The sequence below is a fragment of the Providencia alcalifaciens genome (genome assembly GCF_020271745.1).
Lineage (GTDB): Bacteria > Pseudomonadota > Gammaproteobacteria > Enterobacterales > Enterobacteriaceae > Providencia > Providencia alcalifaciens_B.
On sequence record NZ_CP084296.1, the window covers coordinates 3,726,586 to 3,741,105 of the forward strand.

A 14,520-nucleotide genomic window follows, 5' to 3' on the forward strand; every position below is an offset into this window, starting at 1 on the left:
TATGATCACAAAAGATAATTACCTAATGAGATAAGTTGAATGCGCTTTGCGTTACAAAATTTAAAGAAGATTAACATTCTAAATTTCTGTATTTTATTATTTTTTGTTTGTTTGTCGCATCTTGCCCTCGGGTATGAATTTAAGGCTATTTACGCATTCGCGGTGTTTTTATTATTGCTTGCCGTAAATACCAATAAATTTATATACTTAACATCAGTGTTCCTTTTGGCATTTATCGCTGCAATTTATTACCCAACGGCTATGTTATACGGGGAGCCAAGCTTCAATATCGCAACAGCAATGTTATATACCGATAGAAAAGAATCATTAGAATTCGTTTCTAATATCCCATATTACTATTATGCAGTGTCATTCCTCATATTATTGCTTGGTTATGCTTCAATCCGCTTCAGATTTGAAATTTCAAATAAATTTCGATTAATTTTCATTTCAATTTTTTCTATTATTTTCCTTCAAGCGCCTATAAAAACAGCCATTAGCGATCATCATTTTTCTTTATTAGATACAGGCATTCCGGAAGTTAAATTTTTAAAGCAGTCTGTAGCAGCCATTTCATCAACAATTGAAGAACACAAGCGCATTAGTGAAATGCTAGCTAAAGATGATGATTACCCAAAATTAACCAGCGCTGGAGAGTATGATACTTATGTTATTGTTATCGGCGAAAGTGTTAGAAAAGACTTGCTACATTCCTATGGATTTGAATTAGAGAACACCCCGTTTTTAGATAAAGTAAATGGGAAAATTTTCACTAATTATATATCAGCTGCACCATCCACAGTTCCGTCTTTAACACACACCATTTCAGAGCATGTGAAAATTCAGAACAACATCATTACCCTCGCTAAAAAAGCCGGTTTTTATACCTATTGGATCTCGAACCAAGGCTCCATCAGTGGTGCAGATACTCCTATTGCCAGCATAGGAAAGCGAGCAGATAACCCAATTTTTATCAAAAAAGGTTCTTTCACATCTAATGAAAATGATAACGAACTTATCCCTTATATTGATACAGCTATTAAGCAACAAGTGAAAGGTAAAAAGCTGATCGTTGTTCATTTAATGGGAAGCCACACGCCAGCCTGTGAAAGAACAAACAATGAGTATGATGATTTCTATCTTAGTAACCGAGTTTCTTGCTATGTTAAATCAGTGAAGAATACAGATCGCTTACTGCGCACCATTTACAATGATTTGAAGTTAAGCAATGAACGATGGTCTATGATGTATTTTGCCGATCACGGTGTCTCTTTCTCAAATAGAGACATGCCATCTAAACTCGATTTAATTCACGGGGATGAATATAAAGAAAACTACGCGGTTCCTTTTTTTCTTACATCTTATAATGATGTAAATAGAGAGTTCATTACCGCACGAATCAGTGGCATGAACTTTCTTTCTCTCTACTCTGAGTGGCTTGGTATTAGTTTGTATAAAAAAGCTAACTGTCAATTTATCTCAAATCAAGACTGCAAATTTAGCAATAGCGTTTTAAATTTTAAAAATAATGTAGTCAGTTTTGATAAATTACCTAATGATATAATTCCTCATCATTAAATATTAAATGGGGCAACCGCCCCATTTCCATTAACTAATTCTATACCATCCCATTAACATGATATATGCGTTAGTTACTGTTATCGCCGAGCCACTACCAGCGTTGCCAATCGTTCCTGTTACCGTATGTGTATGAGCCCCGCTATTTGAAGTATCTCCACTCCACGTTTTAGACGCATCTAAATTAACTTGCGAAACAGAACTATTCACTGTGCCAGACGCAGTATTCACTTTTAATGTACGTGTAGTTTTACTAAATGCACCTTCCACAAATCCGGGGGCTTCACCTTCTGACTTTCCACCACCTAATGCAAATGCACCAGTTATGTTCATCGTACCTCGCGAATGCGTGTGACCTCCAGCGGAAGCAGTCGTGCCTGAGAAACTATGGTTGTGTACTGGCATTTGAGATGCATTTAAAGTTATCGAGTCAGATCCACCTGTAGATAAGACATTGTTACCACTCGACGAAGCTAACCGAATGGTTTTATTTTCACCAATATATTGCCATTTAGTATTAGGAAACAAATTATTAGGGTTTATATTTTGAGCAAACCAAACTACGATACCAACAGGGTAGATAGTATTGAGATTAACGGCATTTTGTAAGGCATCGGTAACCGCTTTCTGACTCATTACATTGGCTGTTGAACTCCCTGTTCCCTGAGCTACATTACTTGTATTGAGTTTTGTATTTAATCCGTTGGTTAGTGCAGTATTAGTTGCATAATCACCAGCTGGTTGATAATTCCCTTTCGGCTGTAATTTTCCAATTTCAGCCGTAAACAAACCCAGGCTAGGCACGTTGTCATTATCATTGCCCTTCGTGACCGAAATGTTAGCTTTGTCGAACTTTTTGTTAAGTTCTAAGTTCATTGCAGCAGTAGTTGAATACTTATCTAGACCAAGAAAGAGTCCAAGTGTTGACCATGACGCCTGTGATTTATCTGGTTGCTCACCTTTAGTTTCTTTAACTGATACATAAACAATGCTATTAAATTGAACAATGGCAGTTTTTGGGTATGAGAGCGATGCATCCCACTCGGCCACGCCGCGTTGAGTTAAATACATCAACCATTCATCGACGCGCTTACCGATAGCATTGAACCATTCCAATGGTGGCTTGCCCGCTGTTCTCTCTAAAGTGATACCCCATCCGCGTAAGATGTCAGGGAATGATTCGATTTCGCCAGTTTTGGCATCCTGAGCAAATATTTTTAAGTCTGGTTTTTTAATTACTGACATTCATGAGCCTCGTAAATTTTCCATCACCAAATCCGAACGCATAGGGATCATGACTGAATCCAAATGGGTGAGAGTCTGTGATAACTAAATATTTATAATTAACGCCAATCGGTCTGACTAAGATGTCTAAGTTTTTGATGGCGTGAAGTCGGAATGGCGTTAAGTAATCTGCAGGAACAACGATATTCATCGTCATGTCGTAGTTATCAATGATAAACGTCTGCTCGCCTAACAGAGTTCTTACTGAATATGTGATATTTTCTATTGTCGGATGTTGGTAATTCTTAGTGATTTTCGCTCGAATAAAAAAACGGTAATCGTCATCATCCAGTTTTGATGACTCTTTTAACGAATCACCATATCGGTAAAAAACACCAACATTAAACCCAAGCGCACCATCGATACCTAGGAATCCAAAATAGTCCTTTGGGATGAATGACTTCATTATGCGAGTGATACCGACATGCTTACCTATCAGATCCAGCCCATATCCTGACGACTTTTCAACATCTAATACCGTTGATAGTTGGATGACGGATTCAAAGGTTTTCTTAGTTTCAGATAGCAAAAGCCCGACTGTTTGTCGGGCCTTCGGTTTTCCTCTGTATTGCCAGATCAAAAAATCTTCTCTCTGCTTACTCAATCAACACCTCCACATCTTCAGGTCTGATTTGAGCACACTGTCGAATACCAATGCTGACAGAGGCAGTGCCATTGACAGTAATGGATTTAATATAGAACCCTTGCACAGAATTCACTTGGCAAGTTAATCGCATGGCATAGACAGATTCCCCAATTTCGAACTTAGTTGATGCTAATGCTGACTTTATGCCATCTGTATCGATATCATGAAAGCCGCCGACACGCTCAAGAATCAGTTTCACCTTAATATTTGCGATGCTAGCCCTGTCAAACCTTACCGTCCTTTCCGCGCCAGCATAGTTCTGTGTGCTACTGATGCTACCAAACACACCACAACCACCTATTTTTTTCTTTAAAATAGTCATGGCAATATCATTATCTGAACCACCAATAACAACCGCATTCAATGAGTGCGCAGGAATACCATTGACATTAGTTGCCCCTGTAAAGTTTTCATACACTCGAGCTTGTTTAACGTCTGGAATATCCAGCAATGCGCCTTCTAACCCCTGACGATCATCATGATTATTAATCGAATGGGAGCGCATAAAACGCATTAGTAAATCACCATCCGTTTCCGCAAAAGTGCCCGCTTTGGCTTGCTTTGTTGTCACGGCTTTTTCAATGCCGACAGTCACGGTGTCCATTTTTAGTTCTTTATTCGCAGGCAGAGTAAATGAACCAAATTCTCGGCTGCGCATATTTACCCTAACGGAACCATTCTCACCAGACACAACATCATTCAGTGTTACCCATTTAGTATTGTTGTCATCGGTAAATACGCTGTCTTTGCGTACTGTAACGCCTCGCTTGCCGGTAATGATGACATCATCAAGATAACTGTAATCAGCACCGCTGCGAACAATCCCTGCATACATTGCGCGTTGTTCTAGCCATGAGCCTGTCGCTTTATAGGGATCGAGCATTTGCACAACCATCGCAATAGCCTGGTTAATGTTTTCTATCTCTTGCGAAAACAAACCAATCATTTGACCATCAGGGCTATCAGCATCGAGATTAATATCATCCCCATAAATACGTTTAAACCCTTCAGTTAAACGTTGGTGAACCGCTGTTAGGCTATCAATGACAATGCCCGTTTCAGTTATTTGGAGCATTTGTATTTACCTCATTTTCATGGCCATAAATGTCGATGTAAGTAACGGTAATTGTCATTGCGCGAGTATCCGCATTCAGCGTGATATCAAACTCTGTGATTTTATCCACGCCTTGCGTGTTTAATACCGTACTTTTAATTTCTGATTCCATCGCAATCATGTTGGGATTTTTGCGTAAGTAATCGAACCAACGAACACCATGCTCAAGGTTGAGAAACCAGTCGTTACGCAATGATAGCAATCGTGTTAGGACCGACTGACTAATGGCTTCAGATTGCATAGCATAATCTGCACGGCCGCTGCCAAACGTCCAATCATGGTTATCATCTAATCGTCTTACCTTCATTTATTGGGTTCCCCTGTGTTACCGCCATGACTATCAGGGTGATTGTGTTTTTCAACATCGACACCGCCAAATACCCCAACGGCAGCAGAAATTTTACCTGTTGATTTAGCCTCGCCTTGAGTCTGACTCCAGTTTCCTTTCTGTTCGTGTTGCCCTGTCTGCTCACTATTACCCACATGCTCTATGTCGCCCTTTATTTTTATTTTCCCTTTTTGCATGCGGATATAAGTAGAGCCATCATCGGTCTGCATCGATAGAGAATCACTGGAGTAATCCGATATTTTATTTGGTTGACTACTACCTTGCGGGAAGAAAAAGGCATCAGAGAGATCATGAAATCGGGTATCGAGAGGGGCTGATTGATTTCCAGATGCATACCACCCGTCAATACAACGCTCGGCAAATATTGCCAACCCCTCATCACCGGCTTCTAGAGGTACAGTGACGCAAAATCCACCCCCTCGATAAAAACCAACTGGAACATCTACCAAAGGCGGCAGCGCTATTGAACTACCATCTTTCATTAAATGGCTGATCATTAATTCAACCGTGACACTGTGTCCATCGCAAGAAACAACTTTAGCCGGTAATGCGGTATGGATATCTTGGCGCTGGTTTTCAGCCTGTCGATTCATTACATCGAGTAGAGTTGGCTCTGTCATTTCTCAACCTTCTTAAACTTACCGCCAATGCAAGTGACCTGCGAATACCATTCATCACCCATAAAATCACCCGAATGGCTCAATTCAGTGATTTTAAAATCACCGTTATATTCCGGCATGATTGACTGGACTCTGACCAGTCCTCCAATCCGCAAGGCAGGGTTGTACAAGCACGTTAAATGAAGACCATCATCCGACTTTTCGGGTGATCCAATCATTCCAGTCTCTTGTGAAAGCACAAAGCCTTCATTGTCTGCAAGCACCTTATCTTTCGGTAAGACCGTCATTTGTCCGTCTTGAATTGACCACTGAGCATTATTATTTTTGGCTATTTTATGGAGTAACTCACGAGGATCACCGAACATAACTTTACCTCGCGGTAGTTGTCTGTCCTTTGGCAAATCTGTCACGCCCGTTTCAATCCCCATCGCTTGCGTGTTCTCTTTGAGGATTTCAGAGTCACTTTTACCTGCAGATAAAGTTTTATTGATAAGCTTGGTGGTATAGGCTTGAAACCCATCACCGCATATCAGCTCACTAATAAAATCCTCACCATCTCTCAGTGTGTTAGCTTCAACAATATCCCCCGCGTAGATTTGCCGTAGATCTTCATAGCCAACAGATAACAAGGCCCGATTAAATTCTTTGCTTGTTAGTAAGTTTCGATGAGATGCGTTGAGGTTATAAATGCGGATAACTGCGGGATTGGGTTCTGGTGTTAATGTTTTTTTGACTTCAAAGGTGACTCTAAGGTTTGTTATTTCCAGTGATTCTTTATTACTACCGATCACAAGCTTAAGCTGTCGTCCGAATTGCCTCACGCCAAGCCTCCTTATCGACAATGTAGAGCAATAGTCGATTACCTAACTCATTCTGAGAAATGGAATTAATGCCGAACTGTGATTTATCAGACAACATCAGAATAAAAGGCAAATCCTTTTCCAATAATGACGGAGCATTAACAGCTAATCCCTGACGTTGAGTGATCACCTTGTTTTTATCTGCATCGAACAAGTCAAACTGCCAGCCTTTTGACACTGAGTTAAAATAAATCGTTAATCGAAGATTCATATCAAAGAGCGTGAACATTTGCTCTTGAATGGGTTTGTTTGATACCGGTATTTCGTAAATCATCCAAAAATATCCTTCAATGTCGATTTGTTACTTCCCTTTGACTCTGTCCCTTTGCTCTTCGGCTGTGTTCTACCCATACTTGATTTTTTAGGCTGGCCTTTTAAATCAGGATGAAGCCCTTGAGCAGATTGATTCTCAACAATAAATATCTCCTCAAGCGTTAGAGTGATTTCCGCAGATCCCGGCTTATCTTGTGATGACCCAATATTCGTTATCATCATGTTTTTGTATAAGCGGATCCCCGTTTGAACATCTATCGTCTCACCCGATTTTTGTATGACTAACAGGCAGTCATACGCACGACCCACTCTGTCTAATGTTTGGGATTGATCTGCGCTGCCAATCCCTGAATTTGGATACCATGGTGCGATAGCTTTAGTCGCTTTATCCTTTACTGACTCTCCCAGCGACATATATTGTCCCAAGATAGCTTCCGCTTGATTTACTGATGCGGTGATCTCAATAGGAAGTGGGTACTCATCTAAAATACTCGTATCAAATCCCAGCTTATTTTTAATATGCTGCGGGGGTTCATACCCAACAACAATTCCCGTCACGGTTAATACTTTTGGCTCCAATATCGCGTGATCCGCAATATCAGCCCCAGACTCAATCGGGTTCTTTGTTATTCGTAATGAAGATTCATGATCTTCTCTAACAGTACAATCGAGCATGAAGTCACCAATAGTTCGAGTGATAACAGAGGCTCGCCCCGTGTATAATCCGCTTGTTAAGTCCATCGGTGGCTCCAACATGAAATCCCCGGTTAAGAGGCGTGATGATTTTGAGTCAATAAAAAACCCACCGAAGTGGGCTAGTTTCCTATGGCGCTATCCATTGCTCGATAGGCGAGCTTTTGGCTGTTTTTATCAATACTGTTTGCGGCTATTGATGCGGCTTTATCGGGCGTGTTAGCCGAGATACTTTGTGTTACGTTCATATCCCCTTGGTTAATAGTGATAGATTTGTTACTCACCATTTCACCTGCAGAACTAGGGAGATTCGCGCCATACATTGTCGTATTGATGACTGAGCCAACAAAATTCCCTGAAGCATTAACACCATCGCCCATGCCGACCATTTCCTTCAGCTTACCCACACCATCTGTCACTGCTGTAACGAGTGATCCAAATGTTTGATTGACCCAATCAAATGCAGCCTTAAATGGGGCTTTAATCAACTCAGTGACTTTATTGAACACATTGCCTATACCATTCACAAACTGCGCGGTATCCGCATCACTGATGCCAAAAAGACTTTTCACCAACTCCCACCCGGCTTTAAAGGGTGCAAGCAAGAAATCTTTTATCGCAGTGAACACCTTACTTAATTTTTGAGTCCATGTTGTAGAATCATCGGTAAAGATACCGTACAGTGATTGAATTAATTCGAACGCCGCATTAAAAGGCGATAACAAAAAATTCTTCACTGCTGAATAAACCCGACTCAATCCATCGACCCACTGAGTGGTGCTTTGCGTAAACCTATCGTAGATGGATTTAATTTGATTAAATGCCGCTTTGAAAGGGTAAAGCAGAAAATCAATAATTCTCGCGAAGATAGCTTTAACGCCAGAGATAAAACGACTGGCTTGTGATTTTATCCAATCAAACGCTTTTCCTGCGCCTTTTTTGATGCCTTCCCATGCGTTATTGGCTGCGCTTACTGCAACGCCCCACATGACTAAAAGGAAATCAAAGAACGCACTGAAATACGCTTGCAGCCCATCCCATATCTGCATGAAGCTATCGACCATACCTTGCCAAGCTTCAGCCATCATTTCACTGTCGCCGGTGAATAACCCGACAAGGAATTTTAGGCTATTGCCAAGGTATTTCATCAAGCCGCCAAACACTGTCATCATGGCGTCAATTGCTCGATAGAAAATATCGGCTAAAGCGTCAAACGTAGCTTTGTTCTCAGTGTAGAACTTATTCCACCATGCCATGACGGACTTCACCCACTCAATCGCAGGCCCCCAAAACTCACCAAAGAGCGAGTCCCCACCCTCTAAGTAAACCATGAGATCATCAAGCAACAGCATTAAGCCCACAATACCGGCGATGACCCACGTTATCGGGTTAGTAATAAACGCCATGAGCATTGAGCGTTTTAATACCGCGAGAACTGCAACTAAAACACCGAGCGCAACTTTCCAACCAACCGTTTTATCAATCAGCATCGCAATCGCTTTGATGGAGTTAACCACCATTTGAATGCCTTTTGCGCCCCACTTGATAACTTGAGTCAATCCTTCTGAGATTAATTCTTTATTCGAGCCTAGCCAGTCATTAAAGCCCTTGGTCACTCGGGTTAATTGCGGCACTAAATTTAGGGCTATCTTAGTTTTAATGGAATCGATAGATAGTCCTGTTTTTTTCATCGCCTCCTGGTATTCGTCAGCTTGCTTTAATTCTTGCTGAGAAATTTTAAATAACGCCCCTTTCTCATTCGCTAAATCTTTAGCACCCGCCAGAGAACTATCAATAAACCCTAGCACCTTAGCAGCGGCTAAACCGACAACGGCAGACACCCCCAATGCCAGCATTTTCAACTTACTGATACTAGAGCCTGTCTCTTTGGCTTTTTGGGTCGCTATTTCAGTGCTTTGAATGGATTGTTCGCCAACCGAATCAAGGGTTTTATTCACTTTGTTGGCTTCGTTGGCAACTTGAGTCGCAGCCGCGCCGAGGGCAACAACGACTTCTTTTATTTTGGCCGCTTGTGACGTATCAACGCCGATGGCGACCAGAAGCTCTTCGATTTCCATCATCTGCCCTCTGCTGAGACAATAAACGCTCGACATAGGCTTCATGAAAATCAAGCACATCTTCGAGCGTTGCTGTCGTTCTTAAGTCATGCCCTGTATATTTGCCTTCCATAATTGGGAGCATCTTGAACCAATCAACGGTACTTACGCTGTCAGCGCCGCCAAGTTTGGTATATTGACTTTGGATGCAACCCCAGCGGGCAAAAAATCCGCGAAGTGAAATTGAATGCCATCGAGAACCAAAGCGAAGTAATGAGAGCGGTATTTATTAAAGTGAGCATTGAATACATCCACTTTATCCAGCTGAATAACATTGCCTTCTTCATCTTTAGCGGTGACCCATTTTAAGATGAATTTCTCAATGGTTTGCATATCCGGTGAGCCAATGTTTGCTAGAACGCCGCCCACATCGATATCGACTTTATCCCCCTGCAAAGTAATGCAGCCTTTCAACACACCAAGCAATTTCATTGAGTTGGTTTTCGCTTCAATAAAGTTACTGTGGCGATGTTCGTAAGTAATATTATCTTTTTCCATCAGTTCAGCGCTCCTTTGGCTAATTTCGTTTTGATCCGTTCAAATTGAATGGTCCATGTGTTTGGGTTATGGCCCGTACCACGACTGTGGGTTGGTGGCGTTGTAAAGAATCCAGCATGTCCAACAAACTCATCGCCGTTCCACGTATCTTTCATGTACATTTCAATCGGTGTTGGCGCAGACTGACTGCTGAGGATCTGGTTTCTTAAGTCAGATAGAAATTTATTATCTTCTGAGTGTTGGAGTAGCTTAAATGTTAATACACCCGACTCATTGCCTGTGAATACAAATACCCCGTTCCCAGCTGCGCCAATGGTATATGCACCATCGTCGCCAATCGGCGAAAGGGAGAATGAATCTGTTGACTCATCCCATGCTGTAATTTCATAGCCGTTCAGTGTTAAAACACTTCGGTCATGTCGATAAATAGCCATCGTTCCCCCTAGCGATTAAATTGAATGAGCAGATCTGCCGAATGCCCCGCGCCGGCTAATTTAATTGCACACATAATAGGCATCATTTTTCGTGCTTCACGATCTGCCTGTGACTGCTTATCGAAGCTGTCTGAATAAAAATAGAATCCGTCATCGAGGCGGTCACCGTATGTCAGCTCACCAACATCATCCCCGCGCCAGATACCACCGGCTAAGAATCCGTTACGCACAAATTCATTACCAATAACGACCAAAGAACCGATAAGGCGGGATTGGCCCTTATCTGTTTGAGGAACTTTCGTTGGAGTTGCTTGCAGGGTTGTGAATGCTTGTTTTTGGCAAGAGTCCAGAAAAGCATCCAGCCCCATCACTTCATCAATAAATGTCCCGCCGAGCATAGTGCCTTCAGCCAACATATTGATCCCGTCATAGTCGGTGTAAAAGTTGATACCGAGGCGACGACACTTTTGCGCTTCGTTTTGAGTCACTCGGTCATCAGAACGTACTGAGGTTTGCTGCTTAAACTTCACTGTTTTAGCTGTATTTTGAGCATTCCAAACCGTTGAGACTGCAATGGCCAGTAATTCTGCTGCGGCGTGGTCATCACCTGTTTTATTGAACTGAACCATCAAGCGTCCGCTGTTCTTATCAAACAGCTTCTTCAACATGTTATCGTTGTTCCACTCAATTTGTTCATCACGCGTAGCGGTATAAGCCATGACTTTCAAATCAGCCGACGTGATCCAAGTGTGCGCATCATCTATCTGTTCGTCCGTCAGCGCATCAGCAAAATAAGCGCCGTACCAGTTTTGGTATAAGTCTTCAAGATTATGCAGTGCTTCTGATGGACTTTCTGCTTTCACCGTCACAGCCGCTTGGCCTGTCACGATTGTTGCTTGCCCATCTTCCAGCTTAAGCATGCTACCAACATAGGAACCTTGCCCCGCTGCTGTTGCATAACCAATACGTGTCGCTGGGTATGCCCCTGCGGTTTGCGCTTGAACAATAATCCGATGGCCTACGATGTCCCAAATAGCCTGTAGGTTTAAATCCTCTGGCAAGGTAGCACTAATGACTTGTGCAATATCAGAAAAATCAATGGCAGCGCTAAAATCCATTCCCGTTAGTTCTGTTGATTTCCCACCGACATTTAGCACCATCGAGCCATCCGAGATGGCTTTGAATGCATTAATACCCGTGGATAATGGCGAGCCTTTTAACGCATTCGCGGTTGCTGGTATTTCTTGTTGCTCTTTCACGAATCGAGCAACCATTGCACGCTTAAGCTTTGGTCTCGCTGAAAATAGAGACATTGACGCTTTATGTGCGTTCGAGTTTGTTCCGAATAGGTTTGCAACATCGTCAGGGGTAGAAACAAAAACATAACGTGTCGAGGCATCCTGAAATGCCACGCCCACCTCTGATGTAAAAATGGCGACCATACTTAAATCTCGGCGTTGTGCCGCTGCCGATTGTGGCAAGATTTGAGCGTTGATCACCTCTTTGATTGATAAACTCATGGATTAACCCTTTTGAGTAGTGATAACGACCGACTCACCACGATTGAGCGGTGCTTCGATACGATGATTGTGAGAAAGTGTTAAATCGATTTGTGCCCGTTGTTCTTTGCCACCGGCGACTGCTGTCGGTAGGTTGCGAATTTGAGATTTACGGACAATGCCAGCGCCTATTGATTTGAATAGTTGCTGAGCAAAAGAGGTATTCAGTGATGACTCGAAGGTTTCTAATAACTGATAGGCATTTTTACCGAAAGCATTGATTGAGATAATGGTTTCTCGCGTTGTCGTAATGATTTCTTTTTCATTCGAGCCATCAAACTTAATTTCCGTCCCTATGGGGTCAGAGTTAAGCTGATTCACTGAAATAAAATACTTCCACTCCGATACATCCGTCTCGCCATTACCATCAATCACCTTGTCTTCAGGTAATTGGGAAACCTTCGCTATCGCCAGTCTGACTGCCTTCATATCGAGTCGCAAGAGTGTCGTAATAGCCATAATCGTTCCATAGAGATTTGCTGATCACTCGCCAACGATGACCATTCCAGTAAAACAGGTCTTTGCTCTCAATCTCCTCCTGTGTCATTACGCGAACGGTAGGGTTATAACGGTCACCTTCCGGCAAAATTTGCAGGTCATCATTACTGGCTGGCTGAATAATGCAGGTCAAGGTGCGCTTAACACCGGATTCGGTTTCGAAATCACAATCCTGACCGAAGAACGGATCGGAAAAGATATCTGCAACAAAATTATCCATCATTTATCGCGCACCTCGTAAGTGATTGACTGAAGCAGGTTGCCAGTGTCAATAAGCGGCTTAGAAGACCCTTTTCGCTTTACTGTTTTTGGATCAAGAGCAGGGCTAATGCCAGACTGTATTTTCCGTTTAACCTCAGCAGAGAGCTTTTCACCAACAATCGAAAAAGCCTTGCCGGAAAAGTCCCCCTGAGCGATATCGGCTTTTAGTTCTCGAATTAGAAAACCCGCTGCCTTATCTTTATTCCCTCCCAATGTTGACCGCAGGAATGAGCGTTCAGGGATGTGACCAGGAACACCAAATTCATGCGCCGCGGCAATGGTTGCATTACTCAGCCCATCTTTGCGCTCGCCATTCGTTTCCGCCGGCACACCAATCACAACCTTTTTCTTACCCATTGCACGAATGCGAGCCTCTAAAGCTTTCAGGCCCGTACCATTTAATTTGCCAGAGTTTTTAATCACGGAACCACCATCACATGAATACCCACCAACTTACGAAGCCGGAGGTATTCTTGCCCATAAGAGCTTGACGCATACCCATCATGATTAGCGCCAAATCCCGCATCAGGAGCAGAGTAACCAACCGATAAACCACCGGCACTTTTACTCGTCGCCGTTTGGATAGGTTTTCCGTTGCTGTGACCTGAGCGGGTTAATGCGCCTGATTGATACAAAAGATGAGCGGCAAGTGCGTGTTGACCTTGTTCGTATAACTTGCCCCACACTTTGCGACTCATCTGATTAGATGCATCCTGTAAGGCAAGTTCGATTCGGGGCTGTTTAGTTTTGGCAAACTCGGGGTAACGTGTGAGGAAAGTCATATTACCCCCAAAGGCTAAGCTTTGTAATCTACGTAGATAAAGCGATCTAACTTACGGATGATGGCACCAGTAAATTGTGCCTCAACAGGAATTTCAAAGCTCGTACTTGAACGTTGGAATACCGCACCTGTTGACGGTGGGCGTGCCCAGTCAGTAAAAATCGTTTGCTCGTCATTGGTATAGACGGCCGCTCGGTTGACACCCGCTTTAGCAACACCTTGAGCAAACCCCATAGGCACACCCACGATTTCAATAGACTGACCTGCAAATTCATTTAGAGACTGTTTGATCGCTTGCAAAGCATTAACGTTAGTCGCTCCGTTAGTGATCGAGGAATCGTACAAACCTGATAATGTCAATAAGTCCATGTTATCAATAGCAATCGTATTAGGCATGATAATTTCATCACTGGCCTGATAGCCTAATTTGATGAGATTAATAAACCACGCACGGGCTTCCTCACCGGTCATTTCAGAAATCGACTTAAGCTTTGACATATCCTCGATATTAACTGCACGATTATTTAGCATGCCAGTGACATCAGTACGTCGAGCATGGCCGATAAGTGCAGTCTTTTGAATGGTACGCAAACACACACCGCGTAGGTTTTCAAGTTTTGATGTATCCAGTTGAATGCCGAGCTTTTTAGCACGCTCAACGCCCAGTCGGGTATAAACGACCACTTTACCCCAATCGATGTAACCCATTTTTTTGGCTTTGATGTTCACATCTTCTGTTTCTAAAGAAGTTGTGCTTTCATCAATCACACCGTTGTCGAGATCTTGAGTACCCGTTTCTTCCCCGTAGGCCACATCCGTAGTTTGAACATTACCCTTATTGGTAATCGTCATAAACTTACCCAACTGAATATCGGGGTACTCTTGTTTTTCAAACGTTTTATCAAAATCAACTGCTGTTTGCTCTAAAACGTCTTGAACTTCTAATTCATCCATT

At 42.6% G+C, this 14,520-nt stretch carries 19 protein-coding genes; 1 reads left to right on the plus strand and 18 read right to left on the minus strand.

Going from position 1 to position 14,520, the window contains the following annotated elements; translation table 11 throughout:
- The first annotated feature begins 39 nt into the window (after positions 1-39).
- Positions 40-1,578 (plus strand): phosphoethanolamine transferase, encoded by a 1,539-nt coding sequence (locus tag LDO51_RS17255; protein WP_225575530.1) that lies wholly within the window; start codon positions 40-42, stop codon positions 1,576-1,578.
- Between the two features lie 30 nt (positions 1,579-1,608).
- Here LDO51_RS17255 and LDO51_RS17260 read toward each other — a convergent pair whose 3' ends face one another.
- Genes LDO51_RS17260 through LDO51_RS17345 form a run of 18 tightly spaced genes read right to left on the minus strand, consistent with a single transcriptional unit; the run spans position 1,609 to position 14,519 of the window.
- A complete protein-coding gene (locus LDO51_RS17260) occupies positions 1,609-2,823 on the minus strand; it encodes a phage baseplate protein (protein ID WP_225575531.1) in 1,215 nt (404 codons plus the stop codon).
- The gene (locus LDO51_RS17265; protein WP_225575532.1) at positions 2,810-3,466 is read right to left on the minus strand and encodes a DUF2612 domain-containing protein; all 657 of its coding nucleotides are present in this window, start codon (positions 3,464-3,466) and stop codon (positions 2,810-2,812) included. Before LDO51_RS17265 ends, LDO51_RS17260 begins: the two co-directional genes overlap by 14 nt.
- Entirely contained in the window at positions 3,459-4,583 is a 1,125-nt protein-coding gene (locus tag LDO51_RS17270; RefSeq protein ID WP_225575533.1) for a baseplate J/gp47 family protein, read from the minus strand. Before LDO51_RS17270 ends, LDO51_RS17265 begins: the two co-directional genes overlap by 8 nt.
- Positions 4,567-4,929, minus strand: coding sequence for a hypothetical protein (locus tag LDO51_RS17275; RefSeq protein WP_225575534.1), 363 nt, complete (start codon positions 4,927-4,929; stop codon positions 4,567-4,569). The genes LDO51_RS17270 and LDO51_RS17275 overlap by 17 nt, the downstream gene beginning before the upstream one ends.
- Positions 4,926-5,591 carry a Gp138 family membrane-puncturing spike protein gene (locus LDO51_RS17280; RefSeq protein WP_225575535.1) on the minus strand — a complete coding sequence of 222 codons (666 nt, stop codon included), beginning with the start codon at positions 5,589-5,591 and terminating at the stop codon, positions 4,926-4,928. The genes LDO51_RS17275 and LDO51_RS17280 overlap by 4 nt, the downstream gene beginning before the upstream one ends.
- Positions 5,588-6,412, minus strand: coding sequence for a phage protein (locus LDO51_RS17285; protein ID WP_225575536.1), 825 nt, complete (start codon positions 6,410-6,412; stop codon positions 5,588-5,590). The genes LDO51_RS17280 and LDO51_RS17285 overlap by 4 nt, the downstream gene beginning before the upstream one ends.
- Entirely contained in the window at positions 6,387-6,725 is a 339-nt protein-coding gene (locus LDO51_RS17290; protein WP_225575537.1) for a phage baseplate plug family protein, read from the minus strand. Before LDO51_RS17290 ends, LDO51_RS17285 begins: the two co-directional genes overlap by 26 nt.
- On the minus strand, positions 6,722-7,480 hold the full coding sequence (locus tag LDO51_RS17295) for a phage baseplate protein (RefSeq protein WP_225575538.1): 759 nt from the start codon (positions 7,478-7,480) through the stop codon (positions 6,722-6,724). The genes LDO51_RS17290 and LDO51_RS17295 overlap by 4 nt, the downstream gene beginning before the upstream one ends.
- Before the next feature lie 59 nt (positions 7,481-7,539).
- A complete protein-coding gene (locus LDO51_RS17300) occupies positions 7,540-9,498 on the minus strand; it encodes a hypothetical protein (RefSeq protein ID WP_225575539.1) in 1,959 nt (652 codons plus the stop codon).
- Positions 9,458-9,607 (minus strand): hypothetical protein, encoded by a 150-nt coding sequence (locus LDO51_RS19830; protein WP_225575540.1) that lies wholly within the window; start codon positions 9,605-9,607, stop codon positions 9,458-9,460. The genes LDO51_RS17300 and LDO51_RS19830 overlap by 41 nt, the downstream gene beginning before the upstream one ends.
- Positions 9,608-9,639: 32 nt before the next feature.
- Positions 9,640-10,032 (minus strand): phage tail assembly chaperone, encoded by a 393-nt coding sequence (locus LDO51_RS17310; protein ID WP_225575541.1) that lies wholly within the window; start codon positions 10,030-10,032, stop codon positions 9,640-9,642.
- Positions 10,032-10,466 (minus strand): phage protein, encoded by a 435-nt coding sequence (locus LDO51_RS17315; RefSeq protein WP_225575542.1) that lies wholly within the window; start codon positions 10,464-10,466, stop codon positions 10,032-10,034. The genes LDO51_RS17310 and LDO51_RS17315 overlap by 1 nt, the downstream gene beginning before the upstream one ends.
- Before the next feature lie 8 nt (positions 10,467-10,474).
- Positions 10,475-11,986, minus strand: coding sequence for a DUF3383 domain-containing protein (locus tag LDO51_RS17320; protein ID WP_225575543.1), 1,512 nt, complete (start codon positions 11,984-11,986; stop codon positions 10,475-10,477).
- A gap of 3 nt (positions 11,987-11,989) precedes the next feature.
- The gene (locus tag LDO51_RS17325) at positions 11,990-12,484 is read right to left on the minus strand and encodes a phage neck terminator protein (protein ID WP_225575544.1); all 495 of its coding nucleotides are present in this window, start codon (positions 12,482-12,484) and stop codon (positions 11,990-11,992) included.
- A complete protein-coding gene (locus LDO51_RS19835) occupies positions 12,408-12,746 on the minus strand; it encodes a hypothetical protein (protein WP_225575545.1) in 339 nt (112 codons plus the stop codon). Before LDO51_RS19835 ends, LDO51_RS17325 begins: the two co-directional genes overlap by 77 nt.
- Positions 12,743-13,207: a hypothetical protein gene (locus tag LDO51_RS17335; RefSeq protein ID WP_225575546.1), complete on the minus strand. Its 465-nt coding sequence runs from the start codon at positions 13,205-13,207 to the stop codon at positions 12,743-12,745. The genes LDO51_RS19835 and LDO51_RS17335 overlap by 4 nt, the downstream gene beginning before the upstream one ends.
- Entirely contained in the window at positions 13,204-13,566 is a 363-nt protein-coding gene (locus LDO51_RS17340) for a DUF4054 domain-containing protein (protein ID WP_225575547.1), read from the minus strand. Before LDO51_RS17340 ends, LDO51_RS17335 begins: the two co-directional genes overlap by 4 nt.
- 14 nt (positions 13,567-13,580) lie before the next feature.
- Positions 13,581-14,519 (minus strand): major capsid family protein, encoded by a 939-nt coding sequence (locus LDO51_RS17345; RefSeq protein ID WP_225575548.1) that lies wholly within the window; start codon positions 14,517-14,519, stop codon positions 13,581-13,583.
- Position 14,520 lies beyond the last annotated feature (1 nt).